The sequence below is a fragment of the Cupriavidus sp. GW823-FHT07B10 genome, assembly GCF_058794355.1.
The window spans coordinates 82,581-109,074 of record NZ_JBXAGS010000023.1 but is presented as its reverse complement, the minus strand read 5'-3'; the positions used below and the strand labels follow the sequence as shown (position 1 = coordinate 109,074).

General features: G+C 65.7%; 25 protein-coding genes. 22 read left to right on the top strand and 3 right to left on the bottom strand.

All coding sequences use genetic code 11. From position 1 onward, the window contains the following. The 3 genes from AC1Q6V_RS31115 to AC1Q6V_RS31105 form a co-directional block, all read right to left on the bottom strand. A partial coding sequence (locus tag AC1Q6V_RS31115) for a citrate/2-methylcitrate synthase (RefSeq protein WP_492316748.1) occupies nucleotides 1-248 on the bottom strand: 248 nt, incomplete at its 3' end. Nucleotides 249-298: 50 nt separating this feature from the next. Continuing rightward, nucleotides 299-1,279: an HpcH/HpaI aldolase/citrate lyase family protein gene (locus tag AC1Q6V_RS31110; protein ID WP_010814613.1), complete on the bottom strand. Its 981-nt coding sequence runs from the start codon at nucleotides 1,277-1,279 to the stop codon at nucleotides 299-301. Nucleotides 1,280-1,412: 133 nt separating this feature from the next. Continuing rightward, nucleotides 1,413-2,396 carry a malate dehydrogenase gene (locus AC1Q6V_RS31105; RefSeq protein ID WP_010814614.1) on the bottom strand — a complete coding sequence of 328 codons (984 nt, stop codon included), beginning with the start codon at nucleotides 2,394-2,396 and terminating at the stop codon, nucleotides 1,413-1,415. Nucleotides 2,397-2,826: 430 nt separating this feature from the next. Here AC1Q6V_RS31105 and AC1Q6V_RS31100 point away from each other — a divergent pair, with 430 nt between their 5' ends. From AC1Q6V_RS31100 to AC1Q6V_RS30995, 22 genes are all read left to right on the top strand, one after another. Next, nucleotides 2,827-3,720, top strand: coding sequence for a GntR family transcriptional regulator (locus tag AC1Q6V_RS31100; protein WP_454750360.1), 894 nt, complete (start codon nucleotides 2,827-2,829; stop codon nucleotides 3,718-3,720). Between the two features lie 280 nt (nucleotides 3,721-4,000). After that, complete coding sequence (sdhC, locus tag AC1Q6V_RS31095; protein WP_010814616.1) at nucleotides 4,001-4,411, top strand: succinate dehydrogenase, cytochrome b556 subunit; 411 nt, start codon at nucleotides 4,001-4,003, stop codon at nucleotides 4,409-4,411. An 11-nt stretch (nucleotides 4,412-4,422) separates the two neighbouring features. Beyond that, nucleotides 4,423-4,788: a succinate dehydrogenase, hydrophobic membrane anchor protein gene (sdhD, locus tag AC1Q6V_RS31090; protein ID WP_010814617.1), complete on the top strand. Its 366-nt coding sequence runs from the start codon at nucleotides 4,423-4,425 to the stop codon at nucleotides 4,786-4,788. A gap of 3 nt (nucleotides 4,789-4,791) precedes the next feature. Next, the gene (gene sdhA, locus AC1Q6V_RS31085) at nucleotides 4,792-6,570 is read left to right on the top strand and encodes a succinate dehydrogenase flavoprotein subunit (protein WP_010814618.1); all 1,779 of its coding nucleotides are present in this window, start codon (nucleotides 4,792-4,794) and stop codon (nucleotides 6,568-6,570) included. Nucleotides 6,571-6,604: 34 nt separating this feature from the next. Beyond that, the gene (locus AC1Q6V_RS31080) at nucleotides 6,605-7,306 is read left to right on the top strand and encodes a succinate dehydrogenase iron-sulfur subunit (protein ID WP_010814619.1); all 702 of its coding nucleotides are present in this window, start codon (nucleotides 6,605-6,607) and stop codon (nucleotides 7,304-7,306) included. 79 nt (nucleotides 7,307-7,385) lie between these two features. Further along, on the top strand, nucleotides 7,386-7,673 hold the full coding sequence (locus tag AC1Q6V_RS31075) for an FAD assembly factor SdhE (protein WP_010814620.1): 288 nt from the start codon (nucleotides 7,386-7,388) through the stop codon (nucleotides 7,671-7,673). 43 nt (nucleotides 7,674-7,716) lie between these two features. Further along, a complete protein-coding gene (gltA, locus tag AC1Q6V_RS31070; RefSeq protein WP_010814621.1) occupies nucleotides 7,717-9,018 on the top strand; it encodes a citrate synthase in 1,302 nt (433 codons plus the stop codon). A gap of 525 nt (nucleotides 9,019-9,543) precedes the next feature. After that, nucleotides 9,544-10,659, top strand: coding sequence for a branched-chain amino acid ABC transporter substrate-binding protein (locus tag AC1Q6V_RS31065; RefSeq protein WP_011615745.1), 1,116 nt, complete (start codon nucleotides 9,544-9,546; stop codon nucleotides 10,657-10,659). 85 nt (nucleotides 10,660-10,744) lie between these two features. Continuing rightward, complete coding sequence (livH, locus tag AC1Q6V_RS31060; RefSeq protein ID WP_010814623.1) at nucleotides 10,745-11,671, top strand: high-affinity branched-chain amino acid ABC transporter permease LivH; 927 nt, start codon at nucleotides 10,745-10,747, stop codon at nucleotides 11,669-11,671. Nucleotides 11,672-11,684: 13 nt separating this feature from the next. Continuing rightward, nucleotides 11,685-12,968, top strand: a complete 1,284-nt coding sequence (locus AC1Q6V_RS31055; protein ID WP_454750359.1) for a high-affinity branched-chain amino acid ABC transporter permease LivM — start codon at nucleotides 11,685-11,687, stop codon at nucleotides 12,966-12,968. Next, the gene (gene livG, locus AC1Q6V_RS31050; RefSeq protein WP_010814625.1) at nucleotides 12,965-13,732 is read left to right on the top strand and encodes a high-affinity branched-chain amino acid ABC transporter ATP-binding protein LivG; all 768 of its coding nucleotides are present in this window, start codon (nucleotides 12,965-12,967) and stop codon (nucleotides 13,730-13,732) included. The genes AC1Q6V_RS31055 and livG overlap by 4 nt, the downstream gene beginning before the upstream one ends. Then, nucleotides 13,732-14,433: an ABC transporter ATP-binding protein gene (locus AC1Q6V_RS31045; protein WP_010814626.1), complete on the top strand. Its 702-nt coding sequence runs from the start codon at nucleotides 13,732-13,734 to the stop codon at nucleotides 14,431-14,433. Before livG ends, AC1Q6V_RS31045 begins: the two co-directional genes overlap by 1 nt. 332 nt (nucleotides 14,434-14,765) lie before the next feature. Next, the gene (gene leuC, locus AC1Q6V_RS31040; protein ID WP_010814627.1) at nucleotides 14,766-16,175 is read left to right on the top strand and encodes a 3-isopropylmalate dehydratase large subunit; all 1,410 of its coding nucleotides are present in this window, start codon (nucleotides 14,766-14,768) and stop codon (nucleotides 16,173-16,175) included. A 19-nt stretch (nucleotides 16,176-16,194) separates the two neighbouring features. Continuing rightward, nucleotides 16,195-16,845, top strand: coding sequence for a 3-isopropylmalate dehydratase small subunit (gene leuD / locus AC1Q6V_RS31035; RefSeq protein WP_010814628.1), 651 nt, complete (start codon nucleotides 16,195-16,197; stop codon nucleotides 16,843-16,845). A gap of 22 nt (nucleotides 16,846-16,867) precedes the next feature. After that, nucleotides 16,868-17,935: a 3-isopropylmalate dehydrogenase gene (leuB, locus tag AC1Q6V_RS31030; RefSeq protein WP_058698476.1), complete on the top strand. Its 1,068-nt coding sequence runs from the start codon at nucleotides 16,868-16,870 to the stop codon at nucleotides 17,933-17,935. A gap of 113 nt (nucleotides 17,936-18,048) precedes the next feature. Next, complete coding sequence (locus tag AC1Q6V_RS31025; RefSeq protein ID WP_013957414.1) at nucleotides 18,049-18,180, top strand: hypothetical protein; 132 nt, start codon at nucleotides 18,049-18,051, stop codon at nucleotides 18,178-18,180. 90 nt (nucleotides 18,181-18,270) lie between these two features. Continuing rightward, on the top strand, nucleotides 18,271-19,407 hold the full coding sequence (asd, locus tag AC1Q6V_RS31020) for an aspartate-semialdehyde dehydrogenase (protein WP_010814630.1): 1,137 nt from the start codon (nucleotides 18,271-18,273) through the stop codon (nucleotides 19,405-19,407). Nucleotides 19,408-19,693: 286 nt separating this feature from the next. Next, nucleotides 19,694-22,552 (top strand): motility hub landmark protein FimV, encoded by a 2,859-nt coding sequence (locus tag AC1Q6V_RS31015; RefSeq protein WP_454750358.1) that lies wholly within the window; start codon nucleotides 19,694-19,696, stop codon nucleotides 22,550-22,552. Between the two features lie 149 nt (nucleotides 22,553-22,701). Continuing rightward, entirely contained in the window at nucleotides 22,702-23,520 is an 819-nt protein-coding gene (gene truA, locus AC1Q6V_RS31010) for a tRNA pseudouridine(38-40) synthase TruA (RefSeq protein ID WP_011615742.1), read from the top strand. After that, a complete protein-coding gene (locus AC1Q6V_RS31005) occupies nucleotides 23,507-24,250 on the top strand; it encodes a phosphoribosylanthranilate isomerase (protein ID WP_010814633.1) in 744 nt (247 codons plus the stop codon). Before truA ends, AC1Q6V_RS31005 begins: the two co-directional genes overlap by 14 nt. A 124-nt stretch (nucleotides 24,251-24,374) precedes the next feature. Further along, nucleotides 24,375-25,568: a tryptophan synthase subunit beta gene (gene trpB, locus AC1Q6V_RS31000; protein ID WP_010814634.1), complete on the top strand. Its 1,194-nt coding sequence runs from the start codon at nucleotides 24,375-24,377 to the stop codon at nucleotides 25,566-25,568. Continuing rightward, nucleotides 25,568-26,494: a DNA-methyltransferase gene (locus tag AC1Q6V_RS30995; RefSeq protein WP_010814635.1), complete on the top strand. Its 927-nt coding sequence runs from the start codon at nucleotides 25,568-25,570 to the stop codon at nucleotides 26,492-26,494. Before trpB ends, AC1Q6V_RS30995 begins: the two co-directional genes overlap by 1 nt.

Sequence of the window (26,494 nt, the reverse complement as noted above, 5' to 3'; positions counted from 1 at the left end):
GATTTGGTCGGCAGCTTGCCGTGCACCAGCAGGTGGGCGATTTCCTCGAACTCGCAGGTCTCGGCGATGTCGAGGATATCGTAGCCGCGGTAGTGCAGGTCGTTGCCGGTGCGGCCGACGGTGCACAGCGCGGTATTGCCGGCGGTCACGCCCGACAGGGCGACGGATTTCTTGACCCGGGGCGCGGCCGGCTCGCTGGCCGTGGCGTCGGGTGCAGCGTCGGGTGCGGCGAACTTCGAGGCGGACATCCGTGTCTCCTTGGGCGCTGCCCTGTTTGTTTTTGGTACGGGTATCGGCTTCAGGCGAAAAACAATGCCTCCACATTGGCCGGCAGCGGCGTGCCGGTGGCCTGCGCGCGCTGCAGCAGCGACCAGTAGTAGCGGTAGCTGGCGCGGTCGTGCAGCTGGCCCTCGTGGCGGATCGGGGCCCAGCTGTTCTCGTGCGCGGCCAGCAGGATCTGGCTGGCCGCGCCGATTTCTTCGGCACCGGGGCGGAACGCCGCCACGATCGGCGCGATCTGGCCCGGATGGATGCTCCATTTGCGCAGGTAGCCGAACTCGCTGCGCGCGCGCAGCGCATCGTCGCCGGCGCGCTGCGGCGCCTGCACGTCGGTGCTGACGTTGTGCGACGGCACCTTGCCGTGGCGGTGGCAGGCGGCGGAGATCTCCAGCATGGCGCGGCGGATCAGCGGGTGTTCGAATTGCTGTGGGGAGCGCATGGCTTCGCCCGGGATGGCGCCATGATGGGCCGAGACAAAGTCCATCAGGCCGAAGCTCAGGCATTCCACCTGCACCAGCGCGGCAATATCGAAGGCCTGTTCCAGCGCGGCGTGGGTCTCGACCAGCACATGGATCGGGATATGCCGGGCGATGCCGGCATTGCGCGCCACCTGGTTGACATGATCGGTCACGCGCGCAACCTCGACCACGTCGCTGACCTTGGGCACCACCACATAGGCCAGGCGCGCGCCGGCGGCGCGCACCAGCACGTCGACGTCCTCGCGCCAGTTCGGGTGGGCCGGGTCATGGATGCGCACGCCGACGCGATTGTGGGCATTGAGCGGGCTGTTGACCAGTTGCGCGCACAGCTCGGCATGCTCGCTCTCACGGCCGACGGCGGCGCCGTCCTCGCAGTCGAAGGTGATGTCGAAGACCGGGCCAAGCTCTTGTTGCAGGGCAAGCGATTTGCGCATCAGCTTTTCGCTGCCCGCGTAGTGGTCACACACCGGCAACTGGACCGGGATGGCTTCGCCCTGGAACAAGACCTCGGAAGGATGCACGTTGATTCGGACCGGTTTGGGTTGAGGGGGGAGAGCAAGGGGACATCGTAGCCCCTGGATATTAAAAAACCGGGGTCCGCACTGATTCGTGAATCGTTGCGGAACCCCGGTCTTTCCTCGAGCGATCGGAGGATCAGCCCAGCAGGTGCTGCACGCCGGCCTTTTCTTCTTCCAGTTCGTTCAGGGTGATATTGATCTTTTCCTGGCTGTAGGCGTCGATCTCCAGACCCTTGACGATCTCGTACTTGCCGTTGGCGGTGGTCACCGGGTAGCCGAACATGGTGTCGGCCGGGATGCCGTATTCACCGTTCGACGGGATGCCCATGGTGACGACCTTGCCGTTGGTGCCCAGCACCCAGTCGCGCACGTGGTCGATGGCAGCGTTGGCGGCCGAAGCAGCCGACGACAGGCCACGCGCTTCGATGATGGCGGCGCCGCGCTTGCCGACGGTCGGCAGGAACACGTCGTTGTTCCACACCGGGTCGTTGATCAGGTCCTTGACGCTCTTGCCGTCGACGGTGGCATAGCGGTAGTCGGCGTACATGGTCGGGCTGTGGTTGCCCCACACGAACAGCTTCTCGATCGACGACACCGGCTTGCCGGTCTTGGCGGCGATTTGCGACAGGGCACGGTTGTGGTCCAGGCGCAGCATCGCGGTGAAGTTCTCGCGCGGCAGGTTCGGTGCCGACTTCATGGCGATGTAGGCGTTGGTGTTGGCCGGGTTGCCGACCACCAGCACCTTGACGTTGCGGCTGGCGACTTCGTCCAGCGCCTTGCCCTGCACCGTGAAGATCTGGGCATTGGCTTCGAGCAGGTCCTTGCGCTCCATGCCCTTGCTGCGCGGACGGGCGCCAACCAGCAGGGCCACGTCGGCGTCCTTGAAGGCAACCTTGGGGTCGTCGGTGATGACCACGCCGGCCAGCAGCGGGAACGCGCAGTCTTCCAGTTCCATCACCACGCCCTTGACGGCTTGCTGGGCTTGCGGGAGGTCGAGCAGTTGGAGGATGACCGGCTGGTCTTTGCCCAGCATGTCGCCATTGGCGATGCGGAACAGCAGGGAGTAGCCGATCTGGCCAGCGGCGCCGGTCACTGCGACGCGCATTGGGGCTTTAGCCATGAGTAAATCTCCAAACGATAGAAGGGGGGAAGCCGGTCGGTGGCATGCCGTTGCCGTAACAAGGGGTGCGGCGGGTCACCGGGTGCTGGTTGTCGCCACAGCGGGGAGCGGCCGTCCGCCGGAGCCAGGTGGCGGGGCCACGGGGCGGAACCGGTGAGGGAGAGCCACAACGGGTCATGGTGATGCAACAAAGCGTTAGTCTACTGCGAAGCGTGGCGCCATTTCCAGACCGGAGCGCTGCCGGGATTCTGCCGGGCCGACACATTCCGGTATCCTGACTGCTGCTGGCGTGCCTGGGGCCATCGCGGGCGTGGACCAGCGCGAGTGTAGGCCGGGCCTCCCGTGATGTCAACTCATATGTCTTATATAAGACATAAGACAATTAACGTAAGGCTGGACGTATCTTGCCCTTTTGTGGTGAAATCCCGCTATGTCCTCCCTGCCTACGTCCCTGACTGGCGCAGCCGCACCCGGCGCGCCGGAATCTGGCGCCGCCACGCCTGGCGCCGGGGCGCAGCCGCCTTCTTCGCCGCCCGCGCCTGTGCCGCAGGCGGCCCCGCAATCTGGTCCCGCCTCTGGTCCCGCCTCTGGTCTGCAGTCCGTGCCGTCGCCCACCTTCAGTCCGCTCTACCAGCAGATCAAGGCGCTGATCACGCGCAGCCTGCAATCCGGCGAATGGAAGCCCGGCGAGATGATCCCCAGCGAAATGGAGCTGGCCTCGCGCTACAAGGTCAGCCAGGGCACGGTGCGCAAGGCCATCGATGAACTCGCCGCCGAGAACCTGGTGGCGCGCCGGCAGGGCAAGGGCACTTTCGTGACCACGCACCATGAAGACGTGGTCAAGTTCCGCTTCCTGCGCCTCGTCCCGGACGAAGGCGAACCCCATTATGGCGCCAGCCGCGTGCTGGAATGCAAGCGCCTGCGCGCCCCCGCCGAAATTGCCCGGCTGCTCGACATCCGCACCGGCGACAGCGTGGTGCAGATCCGCCGCGTGCTGAATTTCTCGGGCGAGTCGACCGTGCTGGATGAAATCTGGCTGCTCGGCGCCAACTTCAAGGGCCTCACCGCTGAAAAGCTGACCGAGTGGAAGGGCCCCATGTATGCATTGTTCGAGGCCGAGTTCGGTACGCGCATGATCCGCGCCTCGGAGAAGATCCGCGCCGTGCCTGCCGATGAAACCGCGGCCGAGTTGCTGTCTGTCCCGGTAGGCTCGCCGCTGCTGTCAGTCGAGCGGGTGTCGTACACCTATGGCGACCGCCCCGTCGAAGTGCGCCGCGGGCTGTACGTGACTACGCGGCACTATTACCAGAACGACCTGAGCTGACGCCGGCGCATGGCATGATGCGCCCGCTGGCGTTGATTATTGTGGCTTTCGTCATGACGGTGCGGGCTGTTGCGCGGCGCGGCTAATGTTGCGCTGGATTGCCCGCCGGATGTGATTGGTGTGCGATTGTCGGGCGGCACCTGTTGGTGCCTGATAGCTGAAAATTATTGGTGCAGCGCGCAACAAAGGCGCTAAAATCTCATGGATTTGCCCTAATGCATCCCGTTGCATGCAGGGCAGTGGCAGTTTCGTTTTTTGTTTACCGCAAATGGGGTCTCGCATGGCTGAAGCCGTCAAACAAGCCAGGCCGGAGTACCGGAATATCGGTATCGCGCAGATTGCGCGCTACCGGTTGCCCTGGGCCGGCAAGGTATCCATCCTGCATCGCGTGAGCGGTGCACTGATGTTCCTCCTCCTTCCCTTCGTCCTGTATCTGTTTGAGCAGAGCATAACTTCGGAACTGAGCTTCGCAAAGTTCTCGGCGCTTCTGTCCGGTGGCTTCGTCAAGCTGGTTCTGCTGGTCCTGATCTGGGGTTATCTGCATCACTTCTGCGCGGGTATCCGTTTCCTGCTGCTGGATGTGCACGTCGGCGTTTCCAAGCCGGCCTCGGCCAAGTCTGCCATCGGCGTGCTGGTTGTGAGCCTGCTGCTTACCCTGATTTTCGGCCTGAAGCTGTTCGGCCTGTTCTGAGGAGAATCAAGGTGGCAAACAATAATATCGGTCCCAAGCGTCTTGTCGTCGGTGCGCACTACGGCCTGAAAGACTGGCTGGCGCAGCGCGTCACGGCCGTGATCATGGTGGTCTTCACCGTGGTCCTGGCCATTGCCTTCCTGCTGTCGAACGGCGCTTCGTATGAAGCGTGGGCAGGGCTCTTCTCCAACCAGTGGATGAAGATCATCACGTTCCTGACCATCCTGTCGCTGCTGTATCACGCCTGGATCGGCGTGCGCGACATCTGGATGGACTATGTGCGTCCGATGGCGGTTCGCCTCGTGCTGCAAGTTCTTACGATTCTGTGGCTCGTCGGTTGCGCGGGCTACGCTGCTCAGATTCTCTGGAGGGTGTAATAAATGGTCGCAGTCAAGACTGGATTGCCGCGTCGCCGTTTCGACGTGGTCATCGTCGGTGCTGGCGGCGCCGGGATGCGCGCATCCCTCCAGCTCGCGGAAGCCGGCCTGAACGTGGCCGTGCTGTCCAAGGTGTTCCCGACGCGCTCGCACACGGTGGCGGCACAGGGCGGCATCGGCGCTTCGCTGGGGAACATGAGCGAAGACAACTGGCACTACCACTTCTACGACACCATCAAGGGCTCGGACTGGCTGGGTGACCAGGACGCCATCGAGTTCATGTGCCGTGAAGCCCCGAAGGTCGTGTACGAGCTCGAACACTTCGGCATGCCGTTCGACCGCAACCCCGACGGCACCATCTACCAGCGTCCGTTCGGCGGCCACACCGCCAACTACGGTGAAAAGCCGGTGCAGCGCGCCTGCGCCGCGGCTGACCGTACCGGCCACGCGCTGCTGCACACGCTGTACCAGCGCAACGTGCGCGCCAAGACCCACTTCTTCGTCGAGTGGATGGCGCTGGACCTGATCCGCGACCAGGACGGCGACGTGCTGGGCGTGACCGCGCTGGAAATGGAAACCGGCGAGGTCTACATCCTCGAAGCCAAGACCACGCTGTTCGCGACCGGCGGTGCCGGCCGTATCTATGCAGCTTCCACCAACGCCTTCATCAACACCGGTGACGGCCTGGGCATGGCAGCGCGCGCAGGCGTGCCGCTGGAAGACATGGAGTTCTGGCAGTTTCACCCGACCGGCGTGGCCGGCGCGGGCGTGCTGATCACCGAAGGCGTGCGCGGCGAAGGCGGTATCCTGCGCAACAAGGACGGCGAGCGCTTCATGGAGCGCTATGCCCCGACGCTGAAGGACCTGGCGCCGCGTGACTTCGTCTCGCGCTCGATGGACCAGGAAATCAAGGAAGGCCGCGGCTGCGGCCCGAACGGCGACTACGTGCTGCTCGACCTGACCCACGTCGGTGCCGAGACCATCATGAAGCGCCTGCCGTCGATCCGCGAAATCGGCATGAAGTTCGCCAACGTCGACGCGATCAAGGAACCGATCCCGGTGGTCCCGACCATCCACTACCAGATGGGCGGTATCCCGACCAACTATCACGGCCAGGTCGTGGTGCCTAAGAACGGCAACCCGAACGAAGTCCTGAACGGTTTCTACGCGATCGGCGAATGCTCGTGCGTGTCGGTGCACGGCGCCAACCGCCTGGGCACCAACTCGCTGCTGGACCTGGTGGTGTTCGGCCGCGCCGCCGGCAACCACATCATCGCCCAGAACCTGAAGCAGAAAGAGCACAAGCCGCTGCCGGCCGACGCCGCCGACCTGGCGCTGTCGCGCCTGGCCAAGCTGCAGTCGTCGTCCTCGGGCGAGTACACGCAGGACGTTGCCAACGACATCCGCAAGAACATGCAGTCGCATGCCGGCGTGTTCCGTACCCAGAAGCTGATGGACGAAGGCGTCGAGCGCATCCTGGAAGTGTCGCAGCGTGCCGACAACATCCACCTGAAGGACAAGTCCAAGGTCTTCAACACCGCGCTGGTGGAAGCCCTCGAAGTGGCCAACCTGGTGGAAGTGGCCAAGGCCACCATGATCTCGGCGGCCGCCCGCAAGGAATCGCGCGGTGCCCACGCGCACAGCGACTTCCCGAATCGCGACGACCAGAACTGGCTCAAGCACACGCTGTTCTACAGCGAAGGCAACCGCCTCGACTACAAGCCGGTGAAGATGGAACCGCTGACGGTGGAAAGCGTGCCGCCGAAGGCCCGTACCTTCTGAGCACCGCATCGTAGAGACAACAGGACCCACAGAAATGAAGCGTATTTTCGAAGTCTACCGCTACGATCCGGACAAGGATGCGGCACCGCGCATGCAGACCTACGAGGTCGAGCTGGACGGTCACGAGCGCATGCTGCTGGACGCGCTGGTCAAGCTGAAGAAGCTGGACGAGACCATCTCGTTCCGCCGTTCGTGCCGCGAAGGCGTGTGCGGCTCGGACGCGATGAACATCAACGGCAAGAACGGCCTGGCCTGCCTGACCAATATGCGCGAGCTGCCGGACCGCATCGTGCTGCGTCCGCTGCCCGGCCTGCCGGTGGTGCGCGACCTGATCGTCGACATGACGAACTTCTTCAAGCAGTACAACTCGATCAAGCCGTTCCTGATCAACGACGAGCCGCCGCCCGAGAAAGAGCGCCTGCAGTCGCCGGAAGAGCGTGACGAGCTGGATGGCCTGTACGAGTGCATTCTCTGCGCCAGCTGCTCGACGTCGTGCCCGTCGTTCTGGTGGAACCCGGACAAGTTCGTCGGCCCCGCCGGCCTGCTGCAGGCTTACCGCTTCATCGCGGACAGCCGCGACCAGGCCACCAACGAGCGCCTGGACAACCTGAACGACCCGTACCGCCTGTTCCGCTGCCACAGCATCATGAACTGCGTCGATGTGTGCCCGAAGGGTCTGAACCCGACCAAGGCCATCGGCAAGATCAAGGAGCTGATGGTCCGCCGCGCGGTCTGAGCCTGCGGCTGTCTGCAGTAGTAAGCGGCGCGTCAGCCAGAGCGGCTATATCTGGCTGGCGCGCCGAAAGTAGGAAGCCATGACTGAGAGTCCTGCCACCACCTTCTCCCATCAGGCCGACCCGCACAAGCGCGCACGTCTGCGCTGGCGCGCCCGCCGCGGTCTGCTGGAGAACGACATCATCGTCGAACGTTTTTTCAACCGTTACGAGGAGAGCCTGTCCGACGAGGACGTGGCTTCGTTGAGCGAGCTGTTCGAACTCAGCGACAACGAGTTGATGGACCTGCTCCTTGCGCGCAAGGAACTGGACGGTGAGCTCGACACGCCCCCGATGCAGCGAGTGATCACCCTGCTGCGTACGGTCTGAGTTTTGGTCAACATTATTATTCACAGCATTTGAAGGATCCGACATGACGCCGTCCGATGTGAAAGCCACGCTATCGTTCTCCGATGGTTCCCCCAGCGTTGAGCTGCCGATCTACACGGGTACCGTTGGCCCGGACGTAATCGACATTCGCAAGCTGTACGGACAGACCGGTAAGTTCACCTACGACCCCGGTTTCATGTCGACGGCTTCGTGCAATTCCAAGATCACCTATATCGACGGTGACAAGGGCGAACTGCTGTACCGCGGCTACCCGATCGAGCAACTGGCGCAGAAGTGCGACCACCTCGAAACCTGCTACCTGCTGCTCAAGGGCGAACTGCCCAACGCCAAACAGAAGGAAGAATTCGTCGGCCACGTGATGAACCACACCATGGTTCACGAGCAGATGCAGTTCTTCATGCGCGGCTTCCGCCGCGACGCGCACCCGATGGCCGTGCTGACCGGCATGGTCGGTGCCATGAGCGCGTTCTACCACGACGCGATGGACATCGACGATCCGCACCAGCGCGAGATCTCGGCCATCCGCCTGATCGCCAAGATGCCGACCCTGGTCGCCATGGCGTACAAGTACAACATCGGCCAGCCGTACATCTACCCGCAGAACGACCTGTCCTACTCGGGCAACTTCATGCGCATGATGTTCGGCACGCCGTGCGCCCCGTACACCGTGAACCCGGTGCTGGAGCGCGCGCTGGACCGCATCTTCATCCTGCACGCAGACCACGAGCAGAACGCGTCGACCTCGACCGTGCGCCTGGCCGGTTCGTCGGGCACCAACCCGTTCGCAGCCATCGCCGCCGGCGTGGCCTGCCTGTGGGGCCCGGCCCACGGCGGCGCCAACGAAGCCGCGCTGAAGATGCTGGAAGAAATCGGCAGCGTCGACAACATCAACGAGTTCATCAAGCAGGTCAAGGACAAGAACTCGGGCGTGCGCCTGATGGGCTTTGGCCACCGCGTGTACAAGAACTACGATCCGCGCGCCAAGCTGATGCGCGAAACCTGCCACGAAGTGCTGGAAGAGCTGGGCCTGCACAACGACCCGCTGTTCAAGCTGGCCATGGAGCTGGAAAAGATCGCGCTGGAAGACGAGTACTTCGTCAGCCGCAAGCTGTACCCGAACGTGGACTTCTACTCGGGCATCGTCCAGCGCGCGCTGGGCATCCCGACCTCGCTGTTCACCTGCATCTTCGCGCTGGCCCGCACCCCGGGCTGGATCTCGCAGTGGGAAGAGATGATTACCGATCCGGAATACAAGATCGGTCGTCCGCGTCAGCTGTTCGTTGGCGCAGCTACCCGCGACGTGCCGGACGTTGCCAAGCGCTGATCGCTGGCTTGTCATCCGGCTGCGCGATGCAGCAATCACAAACGCCCCGGCCCGCCGGTGCGTTTGTGTTTCTGGGCCGGAGTGCCTTGTGCGTCGCAGCAGGGCAGGGAGCAGGAAATTGCCGGATAAGTGGTGAGAACGGCAATTTGCGGAGAATTGTGTCTCAGTCTGTCAATTCAGTTCCGCATTTGTTGTGCGATTTTCGCCTGCGGCAGGAAATTTGACCCTATAATGCGGGCTGCTTTGCCGACGGCAGCCGGGCCACCCTTCCGGCATGCGGTGCGGCAAGCGGGGCAGGCGAATCGCTTGCGCAATAGAGAACGCATCAAACGTTGTCTTTCCGAACCTTGGTCCCCGTACCTCAGCGGGACTGACACATGCCGGGCCCCGCATAAGCTGTCTCTCCCTTGCAGGCCCGTCTTCCGCGTCTCGGGCGTCTTTATTCGTAGTCCGCGGGTGTTGTTCGATTGCGCAGGTCACACCGTTTCTGCCCGGTTGACCCAAACATAAATCGAGGAGCTCCTGATGACGCTGTCCCGTCTTACGTCCATCTCGCTGGCCGCCGTGCTGGCCACCCTTGGCGCCGCTGCCAACGCCGAAACCGTGAAGATCGCCATTGCCGGCCCGATGAGCGGCTCGGTGGCGCAGTATGGCGACATGGTCAAGGCCGGTGCGCTGACCGCGATCGAACAACTCAATGCCAACGGCGGCGCCGGCGGCAACAAGTTCGAAGTGGTGATGATGGACGACGCCTGCGAGCCGAAGCAGGCCGTGGCAGTTGCCAACAAGATCGTCAGCCAGAACATCAAGTACGTGATCGGCCATGTGTGCTCGGGCTCGACCATCCCGGCTTCGGACATCTACGAGAACGAAGGCATCGTCATGGTCACGCCGTCGGCCACCGCACCGCAGCTGACCGAGACCAAGAAGCGCAAGTACATCTTCCGCACCATCGGCCGCGACGACCAGCAGGGCCCGGCCGCCGCCCAGTACATCATCGGCAAGGTCAAGCCGAAGAAGGTCGCGGTGCTGCACGACAAGCAGTCGTACGGCCAGGGCATCGCCAGCTCGGTGAAGAAGGACCTGGAAGCCGCCAAGATCCCGGTCGCCGTGTTCGAAGGCATCAACGCCGGCGATTCGGACTACTCCGCCGTCATCACCAAGCTCAAGTCGCAGGGCGTGGACTTCGTCTACTTCGGCGGCTACCACCCGGAAATGGGCCTGCTGCTGCGCCAGGCGCGCGAGCAGGGCGTGAAGGCCGCGTTCATGGGCCCCGAGGGCGTGGGCAACAAGGACGTGACGGCGATCGCCGGCCCGTCCTCGGAAGGCATGCTGGTGACGCTGCCGGCAGACTTCTCGGCCGACCCGGCCAACGCCGCGCTGGTGAAGGCCTTTGCCGACAAGAAGCGTGACGCCAACGGTCCGTTCCAGATGCCGGCCTATGCCGCCGTCAAGATCATCGGCGACGCCATTGCCGGCGCCAAGAGCACCGACCCGACCAAGGTCGCGGCGTACATGCACAAGAACGCCTTCACCACCCCGATCGGCAAGGTCGAGTACGACGACAAGGGCGACCTGAAGTCCTTCAAGTTCGTGGTCTACACCTGGCACAAGGACGCCAGCAAGACGGCCGCCAACTAAGCCGGAGCCTTTCCACGCACACGCCCCGCCCGGACCCCGGGCGGGGCGTTCTGGTATCGGGCTTCAAGTTCCTGAGGCTTCCCCAATGAATGAATTCCTTCCACAGTTCACCCAGCAGCTGGTCAACGGCCTGACGCTGGGTGCGATCTATGCGCTGATCGCCATCGGCTACACAATGGTCTACGGCATCATCGGCATGATCAATTTCGCGCACGGCGAGATTTACATGATCGGTGCCTATGTCGGCCTGGTCACGCTCACCGCGATCGGCGCCCAGGCAGGCTACCCCCTGCCGCTGGTGCTGGGCGCCGCCTTGCTGGTCTCGGTGCTGGTCACCGGGGTGTACGGCTATGCGGTCGAGCGGGTGGCATACCGGCCCTTGCGCGGCGGACCGCGGCTGGTGCCGCTGATCTCGGCCATCGGCATGTCGATCTTCCTGCAGAACTATGTCCAGATCGGGCAGGGCGCACGCGACGTGTCGGTGCCGGTGCTGATCTCGGGCGCCATCGAGTTCCAGATGGGCAGTGACTTCACCGTGACGGTGCCGTACTCGCGCCTGCTGATCGTCGGCGTGACGCTGGTGCTGATGATCGCGCTGACGCTGTTTATCGGCCGTTCGCGCATGGGCCGTGCCTGCCGAGCCTGCGCCGAAGACATGCGCATGGCCAACCTGCTCGGCATCGACACCAACAAGGTGATCTCGTTCACCTTCGTGCTGGGTGCGATGCTGGCGGCGGTGGGCGGCGTGCTGATCGGGCTGACCATCGGCAAGCTCAATCCCTTTATCGGCTTTATCGCCGGCATCAAGGCCTTTACCGCGGCGGTGCTGGGCGGCATCGGCAGCATCCCGGGCGCGATGCTCGGCGGCGTGCTGCTGGGCCTGGCGGAGACCTTCGCCTCGGGCTATATGCCGGCCGAGTACAAGGACGTGGTTGCGTTCAGCCTGCTGGTGCTGGTGCTGCTGTTCCGTCCGACCGGGCTGCTCGGCAAGCCTGACGTCGAAAAGGTCTGAGGGAGGACGAGACATGACCAACAACGTTTCCGCGATGCCCGCGGGCAAGGCCGCCGCACGCGGCGTCGCACCGGGACAATCGCTCAAGAATGCGATCACGGCCGCCTTGATGACGGCCATCCTGACCATTCCCATCCTGGGCCTGCAGCTCAAGCTGGAAGGCTACAAGGTCGTGCTGGAGCCGCACTGGCGGCCGGTGTGGATGGCCGTGGCGGCGGTCTTCCTGTTCCAGCTGTTCAAGCCGCTGCTGTCGCGCGCCGGCAGCGCGGTGCGCCTGCCGGCGGTGCCGCAGCTGGGCGCCCGGCAGCAGCGCGTGGCGGTATGGATGCTGCTGGCGGTCGGGCTGGTGTGGCCGTTCTTCGGCTCGCGCGGCGCGGTCGACGTGGCCACGCTGGCGCTGATCTACGTGATCCTGGGCCTGGGCCTGAATATCGTGGTGGGCTATGCCGGCCTGCTCGACCTGGGCTATGTCGGCTTCTACGCCATCGGCGGCTACACCTACGCGCTGCTCAACCAGTATTTCGGGCTGGGCTTCTGGGAATGCCTGCCGATCGCCGCCGCGATGTCGGCCACCTTCGGCTTCCTGCTGGGTTTCCCGGTGCTGCGTTTGCGCGGCGACTACCTGGCCATCGTGACACTTGGCTTCGGCGAGATCATCCGCCTGCTGGCCAACAACCTGACCAGCCTGACCGGCGGCCCGGATGGCGTGTCCGGCATCCCGAAGCCGACCGTGTTCGGCATCGAGATGGCGCGCAGCGCGAGCGTGGAGGGCGCCAAGACCTTTCATGACCTGCTGGGCTGGGACTACAGCGGCCAGCACATGGTGATCTTCCTGTACCTGCTGGCGCTGCTGCTGGTGGGCTTCACGCTGTTCGTCACCAGCCGCCTGATCCGCATGCCGATGGGCCGCGCCTGGGAAGCGCTGCGCGACGACGAGATCGCGTGCCGCTCGCTGGGCCTGAACCCGACCCGCATCAAGCTGTCGGCGTTCACGCTGGGAGCTTCGTTCGCCGGCATCGGCGGCGCTTTCTTCGCGGCGCGCCAGGGCCTGGTCAATCCGGAATCGTTCACCTTCATCGAGTCGGCGCTGATCCTCGCCGTGGTGGTGCTGGGCGGCATGGGTTCGCAGCTGGGCGTGATCCTGGCGGCGATCCTGCTGACGGTGCTGCCCGAGGTGGCGCGCGGTTTTGCCGAATATCGCATGCTGATCTTCGGCCTGGTGATGGTGCTGATGATGATGTGGCGTCCGCAGGGCCTGCTGCCCGCGAGCCGTCCCCACGTGGAGTTGCCGAAATGAGCGCGGATTTGCTGAAAGTCTCCGGCCTGCAGATGCGCTTCGGCGGCTTGCTGGCCGTGGACGGTATTGATTTCAATGTGCGCAGCGACGAGGTCTTCGCCATCATCGGCCCTAATGGCGCCGGCAAGACCACGGTGTTCAACTGCGTGGGCGGCTTCTACAAGCCCACCGCGGGCGAGGTCACACTGGACGGCCACGCCATCGCCGGCCTGCCCAGCCACCAGGTAGCGCGCAAGGGCCTGGTGCGGACCTTCCAGAACATCCGCCTGTTCAAGTCGCTGACGGTGGTGGAAAACCTGCTGGTGGCGCAGCACCGCCAGGTGCAGGCGGGCATCCTGCGCGGCCTGTTCGCCACGCCGGCCTACCGCCGCGCCGAGCGCGAGGCGCTGGAGCGCGCCGCGGTCTGGCTTGAACGCATGGGGCTGACCTCGGTGGCCAACCGCGAGGCGGGCACGCTGTCGTACGGCCACCAGCGCCGGCTGGAGATCGCGCGCTGCATGATCACCAAGCCGCGCCTGTTGATGCTGGACGAGCCGGCGGCCGGCCTGAACCCGCAGGAGAAGATCGAGCTGCAGCAGCTGATCGACCAGCTGCGGCGCGAGTTCGGCATTGCCGTGCTGCTGATCGAGCACGACATGAGCCTGGTGATGGGCGTGTCCGACCGCATCCTGGTGATGGAGCACGGCAAGCCGATCGTTACGGCCGCGCCTGAGGAAGTGCGCAACGACCCGCGCGTGATCAAGGCCTACCTGGGAGAGGACTGATGCTGAAGCTGGAACAGGTCCATACCCACTACGGCGCCGTCGAGGCGCTGTCGGGCGTATCGATCGAAGTCAACAAGGGGGAGATCGTCACCCTGATCGGCAGCAACGGCGCCGGCAAGACGACGCTGATGATGACCGTGTGCGGCACGCCGCGCGCGTCCAGCGGGCGCGTGACGTTCGAAGGGCAGGACATCACCAACCGGTCCACGCACGAGATCATGCGCTTGGGGCTCGCGATCTCGCCCGAGGGCCGGCGCGTGTTCCCGAGCCTGACGGTGCTGGAGAACCTGAAGATGGGCGCGTTCTTCGCCAGGCGCGACGAGATCGAGGCGGGCATCGAGCACGTGTTCAAGCTGTTCCCGCGCCTGAACCAGCGCGCCAGCCAGCGGGCCGGCACCATGTCGGGCGGCGAGCAGCAGATGCTGGCGATCGGCCGCGCGCTGATGAGCCGGCCGCGCCTGCTGCTGCTGGACGAGCCCACGCTCGGTCTGGCGCCGCTGATCATCGCGCAGATCTTCGACATCATCCGCACCATTCGTGACGAAGGCGTCACTGTGTTCCTGGTCGAGCAGAACGCCAACAAGGCACTGCAGGTCGCGGACCGCGGCTATGTGCTCGAAACCGGCAAGGTGGTGCTGGCCGATACCGGCGCCAACCTGCTGGCAAACGACCGGATCAAGGCCGCCTACCTGGGCGGCTGATCCCAAGAGGCCGCGGCCCCGCCTGGCGGGCCGCGGCCTTTTCCTTTTCGCCATCCGCGAAATCCCCCTTTCGCCAATCACATTACATTGCAGCCGCTGCCCGGGCCGGGCAGGGGGCTGACCGCCACACCCCCTGTGGCATAATCAATTGCCAAGTCAAGCATTGCGGCAACGCTTGAAATAACGCTCGCTTCAGGCGGCTTCCGGCGCGATTATCGCTATCGCCACCCGCTCGCCACCGCGACCGAAGCGAATAAAACCCCTGCAAACTACCGCGCGGTCACCGCGGACCACTCCTGCAAAGGATCGGTCTTCCGGCCCGCCATCGCATCATGGCCAAGACGCTCTACGACAAACTCTGGGATGACCACACCGTCCACGTCGAGGAAGACGGCACCACGCTGCTCTACATCGACCGCCACCTGCTGCATGAAGTGACCAGCCCGCAGGCGTTCGAAGGGCTGAAGCTGGCGGAGCGTCCGGTATGGCGCATCAGCGCCAACCTGGCCGTGTCGGACCACAACGTGCCGACCACCGACCGCAGCCACGGCATTGCCGATCCGGTGTCGAAGCTGCAGGTCGATACGCTGGATGCCAACTGCGACAGCTACGGCATCACCCAGTTCAAGATGAACGACCACCGCCAGGGCATCGTGCACGTGATCGGGCCGGAGCAGGGCGCCACGCTGCCGGGCATGACGGTGGTGTGCGGGGACTCGCATACCAGCACGCATGGCGCGTTTGGCGCGCTCGCGCATGGCATCGGCACCTCGGAAGTTGAGCATGTGCTGGCTACCCAGACGCTGCTGGGCAAGAAGGCCAGGAACATGCTGGTCAAGGTGGAAGGCAAGCTGCCGCGCGGCTGCACCGCCAAGGACATCGTGCTGGCCGTGATCGGCAAGATCGGCACCGCGGGCGGCACCGGCTACACCATCGAGTTCGCCGGCTCGGCTATCCGCGACCTGACCATGGAAGGCCGCATGACGGTTTGCAACATGGCCATCGAGGCGGGCGCGCGCGCCGGCCTGGTGGCGGTGGACGACGTCACGCTCGAATACGTGAAGGGCCGCCCCTACGCGCCGCAGGGCGTGGAGTGGGAGCAGGCCGTGGCCTACTGGCGCACGCTGCATTCGGATGCCGGGGCCAAGTTCGACCAGGTGGTCGAGCTGCGCGCCGAGGACGTCCGTCCGCAGGTGACCTGGGGTACCTCGCCCGAAATGGTGATCAGCATCGAAGACCGCGTGCCGGATCCCGAGAAGGAGAAGGACCCGAACAAGCGCAACGCGATGGAGCGCGCGCTCGAATACATGGGCCTGCAGCCCAACGTGCCGGTCGAGAGCATCAATATCGACAAGGTCTTCATCGGTTCGTGCACCAACAGCCGCATCGAAGACATGCGCGCCGCCGCGTGGGTGGTGCAGAAGCTCGGCCGCAAGGTCGCCGGCAACGTGAAGCTGGCGATGGTGGTGCCGGGCTCGGGCCTGGTCAAGGAACAGGCCGAGCGCGAAGGCCTGGACAAGATCTTCAAGGCCGCGGGCTTTGAGTGGCGCGAGCCGGGCTGCTCGATGTGCCTGGCCATGAATGCCGACCGCCTCGATCCTGGCGAGCGTTGCGCGTCGACCTCGAACCGCAACTTCGAAGGCCGCCAGGGCGCGGGCGGGCGCACCCACCTGGTGAGCCCGGCGATGGCAGCGGCCGCAGCCATCGAAGGCCATTTCGTCGATATCCGCAAGCTGGGCTGAAGAAGCAAGGAAAGAGAACATGGACAAGTTCACCGTACATAGCGGCCTCGTAGCCCCGCTCGACCGCGAGAACGTCGATACCGACGCCATCATCCCGAAGCAGTTCCTGAAGTCGATCAAGCGCACCGGCTTCGGCCCCAACCTGTTCGACGAGTGGCGCTACAAGGACGTCGGCGAGCCCGGCATGGACAACAGCAAGCGTCCGCTGAACCCGGACTTCGTGCTGAACCAGCCCCGCTATCAGGGCGCGTCGATCCTGCTGGCGCGCCGCAACTTCGGCTGCGGCAGCTCGCGCGAGCACGCACCGTGGGCGCTGACGCAATACGGCTTCCGCGCCGTGATCGCGCCCAGCTTTGCCGATATCTTCTTCAACAACTGCTACAAGAACGGCCTGTTGCCGGTGGTGCTGACCGAACAGCAGGTCGACCACCTGTTCAACGAAACCAACGCCTTCAACGGCTACAAGCTGACCATCGACCTGGACAAGCAGGTGGTGCTGACGGCGGGCGGCCAGGCGTATGAGTTCGACATCGCGCCGTTCCGCAAGTACTGCATGCTGAACGGCTTCGACGATATCGGCCTGACGCTACGCCATGCCGACAAGATCAAGGCCTATGAGGCCGAGCGCGTGGCCAAGATGCCGTGGCTGAACAACCGCCTGGTCGGATAAGACTCAACGAGGAAAGACAACAATGAAGATCGCAGTCCTGCCGGGTGACGGCATCGGTCCCGAAATCGTTGCAGAGGCCGTCAAGGTCCTGAACGCGCTCGACGAGAAGTTCGAACTGGAAACCGCCCCGGTGGGCGGCGCCGGCTACGAGGCCGAAGGCCATCCGCTGCCGGAAAACACCCTGAAGCTGGCCAAGGAAGCCGACGCCATCCTGTTCGGCGCCGTCGGCGACTGGAAGTACGACAGCCTGGATCGTCCGCTGCGCCCGGAGCAGGCCATCCTGGGCCTGCGCAAGCACCTGCAGCTGTTCGCCAACTTCCGCCCGGCAATCTGCTATCCGGAGCTGACCGGCGCTTCGAGCCTGAAGCCCGAGCTGGTGGCCGGCCTCGACATCCTGATCGTGCGCGAACTGAACGGCGACATCTACTTCGGCCAGCCGCGCGGCGTGCGCGAAGCGCCGGACGGCCTGTTCAAGGGTGCGCGCGAAGGCTTCGACACCATGCGCTACAGCGAGCCGGAGATCCGCCGCATCGCCCATGTGGCGTTCCAGGCCGCGGCCAAGCGCGGCAAGAAGCTGTGCAGCGTCGACAAGGCCAACGTGCTCGAGACCTTCCAGTTCTGGAAGGACATCGTGATCGAGGTGCACAAGGAGTACCCGGAGGTCGAGCTGTCGCACATGTACGTCGACAACGCGGCCATGCAGCTGGTCAAGGCGCCCAAGAGCTTCGACGTGATCGTCACCGGCAATATGTTCGGCGACATCCTGTCGGACGAGGCCGCCATGCTGACCGGCTCGATCGGCATGCTGCCGTCGGCGTCGCTGGATGCCAACAACAAGGGCCTGTACGAACCGTCGCACGGCTCTGCACCCGACATCGCCGGCAAGGGCGTGGCCAACCCGCTGGCGACGATCCTGTCGGCGGCGATGATGCTGCGCTACTCGCTGAACCGCGCCGGGCAGGCCGACCGCATCGAGAACGCCGTCAAGAAGGTGCTGGCCCAGGGCTACCGCACCGGCGATATCCTGACGCCGGGTTGCAAGCAGGTCGGCACCCGCGAGATGGGTGACGCTGTGCTGGCGGCACTGTAAGTCACACCGGAAGGGGGCACTGCGCGAGTAATGCCCCCTTTGTCTGATTTGTCCCCGTTATTTCCCCTATCTGCACGCTGCGGCAGCGCCGCAAAATCGTGTAGACTCTGCCGATGGCCCGATTTTCCCAGTCCACCCTGACTGCTGTTGCTGCCCTGACCGCTACCCGCGGCCCGGTCGGCACGATTTCGCTCGGCCAGACCGCAACGACGATTAAAACCATTATTAAAACCGCGATCGCCTAGATCCGTTCGTCGTGCCTGCCCGTCTTCCCCGCGCAGCCACGCCGGGCGAGGAAAATGGCGGGGAAGTAAAAATCACATCCGAGGTAAATCATGATTGTAGGTCTCGTCGGTTGGCGGGGAATGGTCGGCAGCGTCCTGATGCAGCGCATGCAGGAAGAGCGTGATTTCGACCAGATCGAGCCCGTCTTCTTCAGCACGTCCAATGCCGGCGGCAAGGCGCCCGCCATGGCGAAGAACGAAACCACGCTGAAAGATGCCAATGACATCGAAGCGCTGAAGAAGTGCGACGTGGTGCTGACCGCCCAGGGCGGCGACTACACCAACGAGGTCTTCCCCAAGCTGCGCGCGGCCGGCTGGAAGGGCTACTGGATCGACGCGGCCTCCTCGCTGCGCATGAAGGACGATGCCATCATCGTGCTGGATCCGGTCAACCAGGGTGTGATCAAGGACGCGCTGTCCAAGGGCGTCAAGAATTTCATCGGTGGCAACTGCACGGTCAGCTGCATGCTGATGGGCCTCGGTGGCCTGTTCCAGGCCGACCTGATCGAGTGGATGACGTCGATGACGTACCAGGCCGCTTCCGGCGGCGGTGCGCAGCATATGCGCGAGCTGCTGACGCAGTTCGGCACGCTGAACGCGTCGGTCAAGCCGCTGCTGGACAACCCGGCCTCGGCCATCCTGGAAATCGACCGCACCATCCTGGCGACCCAGCACGGCCTGTCCGCCGAGGAAACCAAGCAGTTCGGCGTGCCATTGGCCGGCAACCTGATCCCCTGGATCGACAAGGACCTGGGCAACGGCCAGTCCAGGGAAGAATGGAAGGGCGGCGCCGAGACCAACAAGATCCTGGGCCGCGGTGAAGGCTTCCTGGGTGCGACCGGCGCCACGCCGATCGCCGTCGACGGCCTGTGCGTGCGCATCGGCGCCATGCGCTGCCACTCGCAGGCGCTGACCATCAAGCTGCGCAAGGATGTGCCGCTCGATGAGATCGAAGGCATGCTCGCCGCCCACAACCCGTGGGCCAAGGTGGTGCCGAACACGCGCGACGCCAGCATGACCGACCTGACGCCCGCAGCAGTGACCGGCACGCTGAACATCCCGGTCGGCCGCCTGCGCAAGATGCAGATGGGCGGCGAGTACCTGTCTGCCTTCACGGTCGGCGACCAGCTGCTGTGGGGCGCGGCCGAGCCGCTGCGCCGCATGCTGCGTATCCTGATCGAGTCCTGATCCGGTGCTCCCGCCTGTTGCCTGGTTGCGTCCGTTGCAGCCAGGCAACAGAATGGACCGCTTTGCAGACAACGCCGCGCCCGTGCGCGGCGTTGTTGTATCCGGACGCCTATTTTCCCTGGTGATGCGTCACAATACGCCGGCATGCGCTTCGCGCCAGGCAGGGTTTGGCGTCTGCGCGCGGCTGGAGAAGGGGTGCGCCGAGAACGCCCCGCCAGCCTGCCGGACCTGGTTTTGGGGTCGGTCTGTCGATTCATATCGCTACTAAAACATAACGGAGCATAAGGTGAGTGTGAGCCAACATCGCCGGAAAGATGCGCCTACTGTCCGTCAGCGCTGGTCAACGCTGGCCGTCACGGCACTGGGCCTGCTGCTTGCGCAGCCGGCCGCATATGCCGCGGGGTTCGGGCAATTGCGGGTTCAGTCGAATCTGGGTCAGCCGCTGCAGGCTGAGATCGACATCAGTGGGGTCAGTGCCGAAGAGGCCGCCGGGCTCAGTGTCAAGCTGGCGTCGCCAGCGGCGTATGCCGCGGCCGGGCTGACCTACCTGCCGGCCGTCAGCAGCCTGCGGCTGGAGGTGGAGCGCCGCCCGAACGGCAGCTATGTGGCCCGGGTCCGCTCCAACCAGCCGATCAGCGAGCCCTTTGTCGACATCCTGGTCGACATGAGCTGGGCCAGCGGCAAGGTCTCGCGCGCCTATACCTTCCTGCTTGACCCCGCCGGGGCCAAGCCTTCGAACCAGACCTTCTCGCCGGCGACGGTGGTGCAGGCGGCGACGCCGGATGCGCCGCCCGTAGCGGCACCGGCACCTGCCGCCGCGCCGCAGCCTGCGCCGGCCCAGGAAGCCGCGCCCGCCGCGGCTGCCGAGGCAGTCAAGCCAGCCGCGCCCGCGCGCCCGGCCCGCCAGAGCGCAAAGCGGGCGCCGGCACCGGCCGCCAGCGGCGGCACCGAAATGGCACCCGGCGGTGGCTACACCGTGCAGCGCGGCGACACGCTCTACGCCATCGCCGGCGAAGCCGTGCAGGGCCAGGAATCGGTCTCGCTGGACCAGATGCTGGTGGCGCTCTACCGCAACAATCCCAACGCCTTTATCGGCGGCAACATGAACCGGCTGCGCAGCGGCGCGGTGCTGCAGGTCCCGACCCAGCAGCAGGCGCAAGCCGTCGCACCCAAGGCCGCCCGCCGCGAGGTGGTGGCGCGCACGCAGGGCTTCGATGCCTACCGCGGCCGGCTGGCCAGCGCTGCCGCGGCCAAGTCGGTCGAGCCCGACAGCGGCCGCCAGCAGTCCGGCAACGTGACCGCCCGGGTGCAGGAGCAGGCCGCCCCGACCGACGGCCCGCGCGATGAACTGAAGCTCAGCAAGGCCGCGCGCGGCGCGCAGGCCGACGCCGCGGCCAAGGCCGAAGCCGGCGTCGCGCGCGAGCGTGAACTCAAGGAGGCGCAGGCCCGCCTGGCGCAGCTGGAAAAGAACGTCGGCGACATGCAGAAGCTGCTCGAGCTGAAGAACGCCGAGATCGCCAAGCTGAGCCAGGCCAACCAGGCGGTGCTGGCCGAGAAGGAAAAGGCTGAGGCCGCGGCCAAGGCCGCGGCGGCGGCGCCGACCGTGGTGGCGGCCCAGCCGCCGAAGGCCGATGCCGTGGCCCCGGCCCCGGTCGCGGCCGCCGCGACGGCTGCCGCAACCGCAGCGACCGCAGCCAGCGCCCCGGCAGCGGCCGGCGTCAGCGCCGCGGACGCCGTGGCGCCTGCAGCAGCCTCAGCCGTGGCAGCGGCCCCCGCCTCGCAGCCGGCTGCCGCCGTTCCTGCCAGCGCTGCGCAGGACGCGGCCCCCGCATCGGCCCCCGCGGCCAAGCGCCCGCCGGTGGTGGCGGCCCAGCCCGAGCCGGTGCCCGAACCGTCGTTCATCGATGGCCTGCTGGCCAACCCCATGCTGCTGCCCGGCGGTGGCCTGCTGGTGGCGCTGCTCGGCGTCTATGCGATCTATCGCCGCCGCCAGCAGCAGAAGGCGGGCGAGGCAACCGGCTTCGGCGACAGCATCCTGTCGCAGGAAAGCACGGTGATGGCCGGTGCCAATTCGCTGTTCGGCACGGCCGGGGGGCAGAGCGTCGACACCTCGCAGCACAGCGTGTTTGGCGCGGACTTCCGCATCGGCAACAACACGCCGGAAGCCAACGAGGTTGACCCGATCGCCGAGGCCGAGGTCTATATCGCCTATGGGCGCGATGTGCAGGCGGAGGAAATCCTGCGCGAAGCCCTGGAGAAGAACCCGGAGCAGCAGCCGGTGCGGCTCAAGCTCCTGGAGATTTACAGCAACAGACAGGATGTGGAAGGTTTCCGCGTGATTGCAGAAGAAATGTTCGCCCAGACCGGCGGACACGGGGCGGAATGGCTGAAGGCAGCAGAAATGGGGCGCGCGCTCGAACCGGGCAACGCGCTCTTCCTGGCGGTGACGCCCGAAGCGGCGGGGCCGGATACGACCTCGCCGGCAACCGACCAGTGGCGCACCCAGGACCCGTCGCAGAATCCGGCTTCGATCCCGCGGCTGGAGCCGTCGCTGGGTGACCTGGCGCTGCCGCTGGATGCCTTCCCGGCCCCGGCGGCCGGCGAGCCGATCGTGGCGCCTGCTTCCGCGGCGATGGTGTTTGGCGCTGACGCGCACGACGCCGGCGAGCCGGTACGGCTGGATCTCGGCCTGCCTCGCACCGGCGCCGACCCGCTTGCCGATGACGTGCCCACCCTCGACACGCCGACCCGCAGCCGTCCGCTGGAGTTCGACATGTCCGGGCTGTCGCTTGACCTGGGCAGCGCCGCGCAAGCCGACGCCCGCGGCAAGGATGTGCTGGACGAGGCCACCATGCCGCTGCCCGCCACCACCATGCTGCGCGACGGCAAGCTGGCCGAGCCGATCGACCTGTCGCGCGTGGCGCCTGAAACCGGCGGCGACCTCACGCACGGGGGTTCGCCGAGCACGCTGTCGGTCGACGGCTTGGACGGCGGGCGGGACATGCAGATCAAGCTTGACCTGGCTCGTGCCTATATCGAGATCGGCGACAAGGAAGGGGCGCGCGAACTGCTGCAGGAAGTGGTCGAGCAGTCGCAGGATCCGCTGCAGGCGGAGGCCCGTTCGCTGCTGCAGGAAGTGGCCTGAGCTATCATTGACGGTCCGGCCGCGGCACGCGCTGCCGCAGCCTGAAGCGATGCGCCGGAAGCGTCCCTTCCGGCGCATTTGCTTTTTCGGCGGACCTGGCGTGAACCACTGCGCCCGGACGTACCCGCCGCCTTGCCCGATCCCCTGACATGAACCGCATCGCTCTTGGCCTGCACTACGACGGCGCCGCCTTTTCCGGCTGGCAGTCGCAGCCGCACCGCAATACCGTGCAGGATCACCTGGAAAACGCCATCGAGCGCTTTGCCGGGGTGCGCCTGCTGACCACCGTGGCGGGGCGCACCGATACCGGCGTGCATGCGCTCGGCCAGGTCATCCACCTGGACACCGCGCTCGAGCGCGAGCCATTTTCCTGGGTGCGCGGCGTCAACGCCTTCCTGCCGCCGTCGATCGCGCTGCAATGGGCGCTGCCGGTGGACCAGGGTTTCCACGCGCGTTTCCTGGCGTTCGAGCGCATGTATTACTACGCGCTCTACACCGGGCCACACCGCGTGCCGCTGGTGCACGGCCGCGCCGGCTACCAGATGCTGCCGCCGGGCCAGCGGCTCGACGTCGACGCCATGCGCGAGGCCGCCGCATGCCTGCTCGGCGAGCATGATTTCTCTGCCTTCCGCGCCGCCGAATGCCAGGCCAAGTCGCCGGTCAAGACCATGTACGACGTCACCATCAGGGATGACGGCAACTGGGTGTTCCTGCGCTTTCGCGCCAGCGCCTTCCTGCACCACATGGTGCGCAACCTGATGGGCTGCCTGGTGGCGGTGGGGCGCGGACGCTACCCCGCGCACTGGCTGGCGCAGGTGCTGGCCGGGCGCGAGCGCAAGCTGGCGGCGCCGACCTTCATGCCGGACGGCCTCTACCTGGTCGGCGTCAAGTATCCTGATCCTTACCAGATCCCCGCGGCCGATCCGTCCGCGAGCCTGTTCCATGGAGTGTTCGATGACGCAGCCTGAGGCCGCTGAAGGCAGCACGGCGGGCAGCACAGTGCACATGCCGGCCCGCACCCGCATCAAGATCTGCGGCCTGACGCGCGAGGACGACGTGCGCGCTGCCGTGGACGCCGGCGCCGATGCCATCGGGCTGGTGTTCTACCCGAACAGCCCGCGCTGCGTCGACGTGGCGCGCGCCGCGGCGCTGGCCGAGGCCGCCGGGCCGTTCGTGGCGATCACCGGGCTGTTCGTCAATGCCGACCTGGAAGACATCGCCCATGTGGCCGAGCGCGTGCCGCTGACTCTGCTGCAACTGCACGGCGACGAGACCCCGCAGTTCTGCACGCAGGCGGCGCAGCGCTGCCGGCTGCCCTTCATGCGCGCCGCCCGTGTGCGCCCGGGACTTGATTTGGTAGAATTTGCCGATCAATACCGTGATGCCGCTGCCTTGCTGCTCGATGCCTTCGTCGAAGGCTACGGCGGTGGCGGCCACGTCTTCGACTGGACCCTGATTCCCCCGGCATGGCTTCCGCCTACTCCTCCGGTACCAGCTACCGGCAACCCGAACGCAAGCGGCGCTCCTCGCATCGTTTTGAGTGGTGGGTTGAACGCGCAAAACGTCGCTGGCGCGATTGAACGCGTGCGGCCCTACGCTGTGGACGTCAGCAGCGGGGTAGAGGCCGCCAAGGGCGTGAAGGACCACGCCCGCATCGCCGCGTTCGTGCGTGCAGTGCGCAGTGCCGAGGCAGGATGAGCCGGGCCGTCTCCCGCGTCTTTCCCCATGCCGTCCGTGGCCTGCCGCATGCGCGCACACGCATCGCAGTCAACCATGCGCCCTTGCCGGATGAGGCAAGGCCGCTGTTCCGAAGAGTCTAGACATGTACGACTTGCCCGATTCCCGTGGCCATTTCGGCCCCTATGGCGGCACCTTCGTGTCGGAAACGCTGGTCCACGCGCTCGATGAGCTGCGCGAGGCCTATGCGCACTACCAGAAGGATCCGGAGTTCGATGCCGAATACCGCCGCGAACTGAAGCACTTTGTCGGCCGCCCGTCGCCGATCTACCACGCGCAGCGCTGGAGCGAGACGCTCGGGGGCGCGCAGATCTACTTCAAGCGCGAAGACCTGAACCATACCGGCGCGCACAAGATCAACAATGTGATCGGCCAGGCGCTGCTGGCCAAGCGCATGGGCAAGCCGCGCGTGATCGCCGAGACCGGGGCAGGGCAGCATGGCGTGGCCACCGCCACCATCGCCGCGCGCTTCGGCATGGAGTGCGTGGTCTACATGGGGGCCGAGGACGTCAAGCGCCAGGCCGCCAACGTCTACCGCATGAAGCTGCTGGGCGCCACCGTGGTGCCGGTGGAAAGCGGCTCGCGCACGCTCAAGGACGCGCTCAATGAAGCCATGCGCGACTGGGTCACCAATGTCGAGAACACCTTCTACATCATCGGCACCGTGGCCGGCCCGCATCCGTACCCGATGATGGTGCGCGACTTCCAGTGCGTGATCGGCGAGGAAGCCAAGGTGCAGATGCCGGAGATGACGGGCCGCCAGCCGGATGCCGTGATCGCCTGCGTCGGCGGCGGCTCCAATGCCATGGGCATCTTCTACCCGTATATCGAGCACCAGGACGTGCAGCTAATCGGCGTGGAAGCCGCCGGCGACGGCCTCGACACCGGCCGCCACGCGGCCTCGCTGACCGGCGGCACGCCGGGCGTGCTGCACGGCAACCGCACCTACCTGCTGCAGGACGCCAACGGCCAGATCATCGAGACCCATTCGGTGTCGGCCGGCCTGGACTACCCGGGCGTGGGCCCCGAGCATGCGTGGCTCAAGGACAGCGGTCGCGCGCAGTACGTGCCGATCACGGATGAAGAAGCGCTCAAGGCCTTCCACGACTGCTGCCGCATCGAGGGCATCATCCCGGCGCTGGAATCGAGCCACGCCATCGCCTATGCCTGCAAGCTGGCGCCGACGCTGCCCAAGGACAAGCTGCTGCTGGTGAACCTGTCCGGCCGTGGCGACAAGGACATGCACACCGTGGCCGAGCGCGCGGGGCTCAAGCTCTGATGCGCGCGCTGCCTCCGACCGGACTTGCCGTGGGCGGCGCGGGCGCGCCGGATGCGTCCGGAGCGCCCGATTCCGCCCAGCTGCGCCTGTTCCAGGAAGACATGTTCGAGGGCATTGCCCGCCTGCCGGACGGCTCGGTCGACCTGATCGTCGCCGATCCGCCCTACGGGCTGGGCAAGGACTACGGCAACGATTCCGACCTGCTGTCGGGCCAGGAGTATCTGGACTGGTCCGAGCGCTGGATGAACGCGGTCGTGCCCAAGCTCGCGCCCAAGGGAACGCTCTACCTGTTCTGCACCTGGCAGTATTCGCCCGAGCTGTTCGTGATGCTCAAGCGGCGCCTGACCATGATCAACGAGATCATCTGGGACCGCCGCGTGCCCAGCATGGGCGGCACCACGCGCAAGTTCTCGTCGGTGCACGACAACATCGGCTTTTTTGCCCGCGCGCGCGACTACTACTTCGATCTCGACCCGGTCCGCATTCCCTACGACCCCGAGACCAAGAAGGCGCGCAGCCGTCCGCGTTTCGAAGGCAAGAAGTGGCTGGAGGTGGGCTACAACCCGAAGGACCTGTGGAGCGTCTCGCGCATCCACCGCCAGGACCCGGAGCGCGCCAACCACCCGACGCAGAAGCCGCTGGAAATCGTCGAGCGCATGGTGCTGTCAAGCTGCCCGCCGGGCGGCCTGGTGCTGGATCCGTTCGCCGGCAGCGGCACCACCGCGGTGGCCTGCCTGCGCCACGGACGGCGCTTTGCCGGCTTCGAGATCAACCCGGAGTATGTGCAGGTGGCATGCGATCGCGTGTCTGCCGCCGCTGCGGCCCTTGCCGTCACGAATGCAGCCGCCGAGCCTGCCGCCACCCCAACCCTGGCCGCCGCCAACGACGATGTCTCGCCGGCGCCGCGGCCTCACCTGATTCCCTGA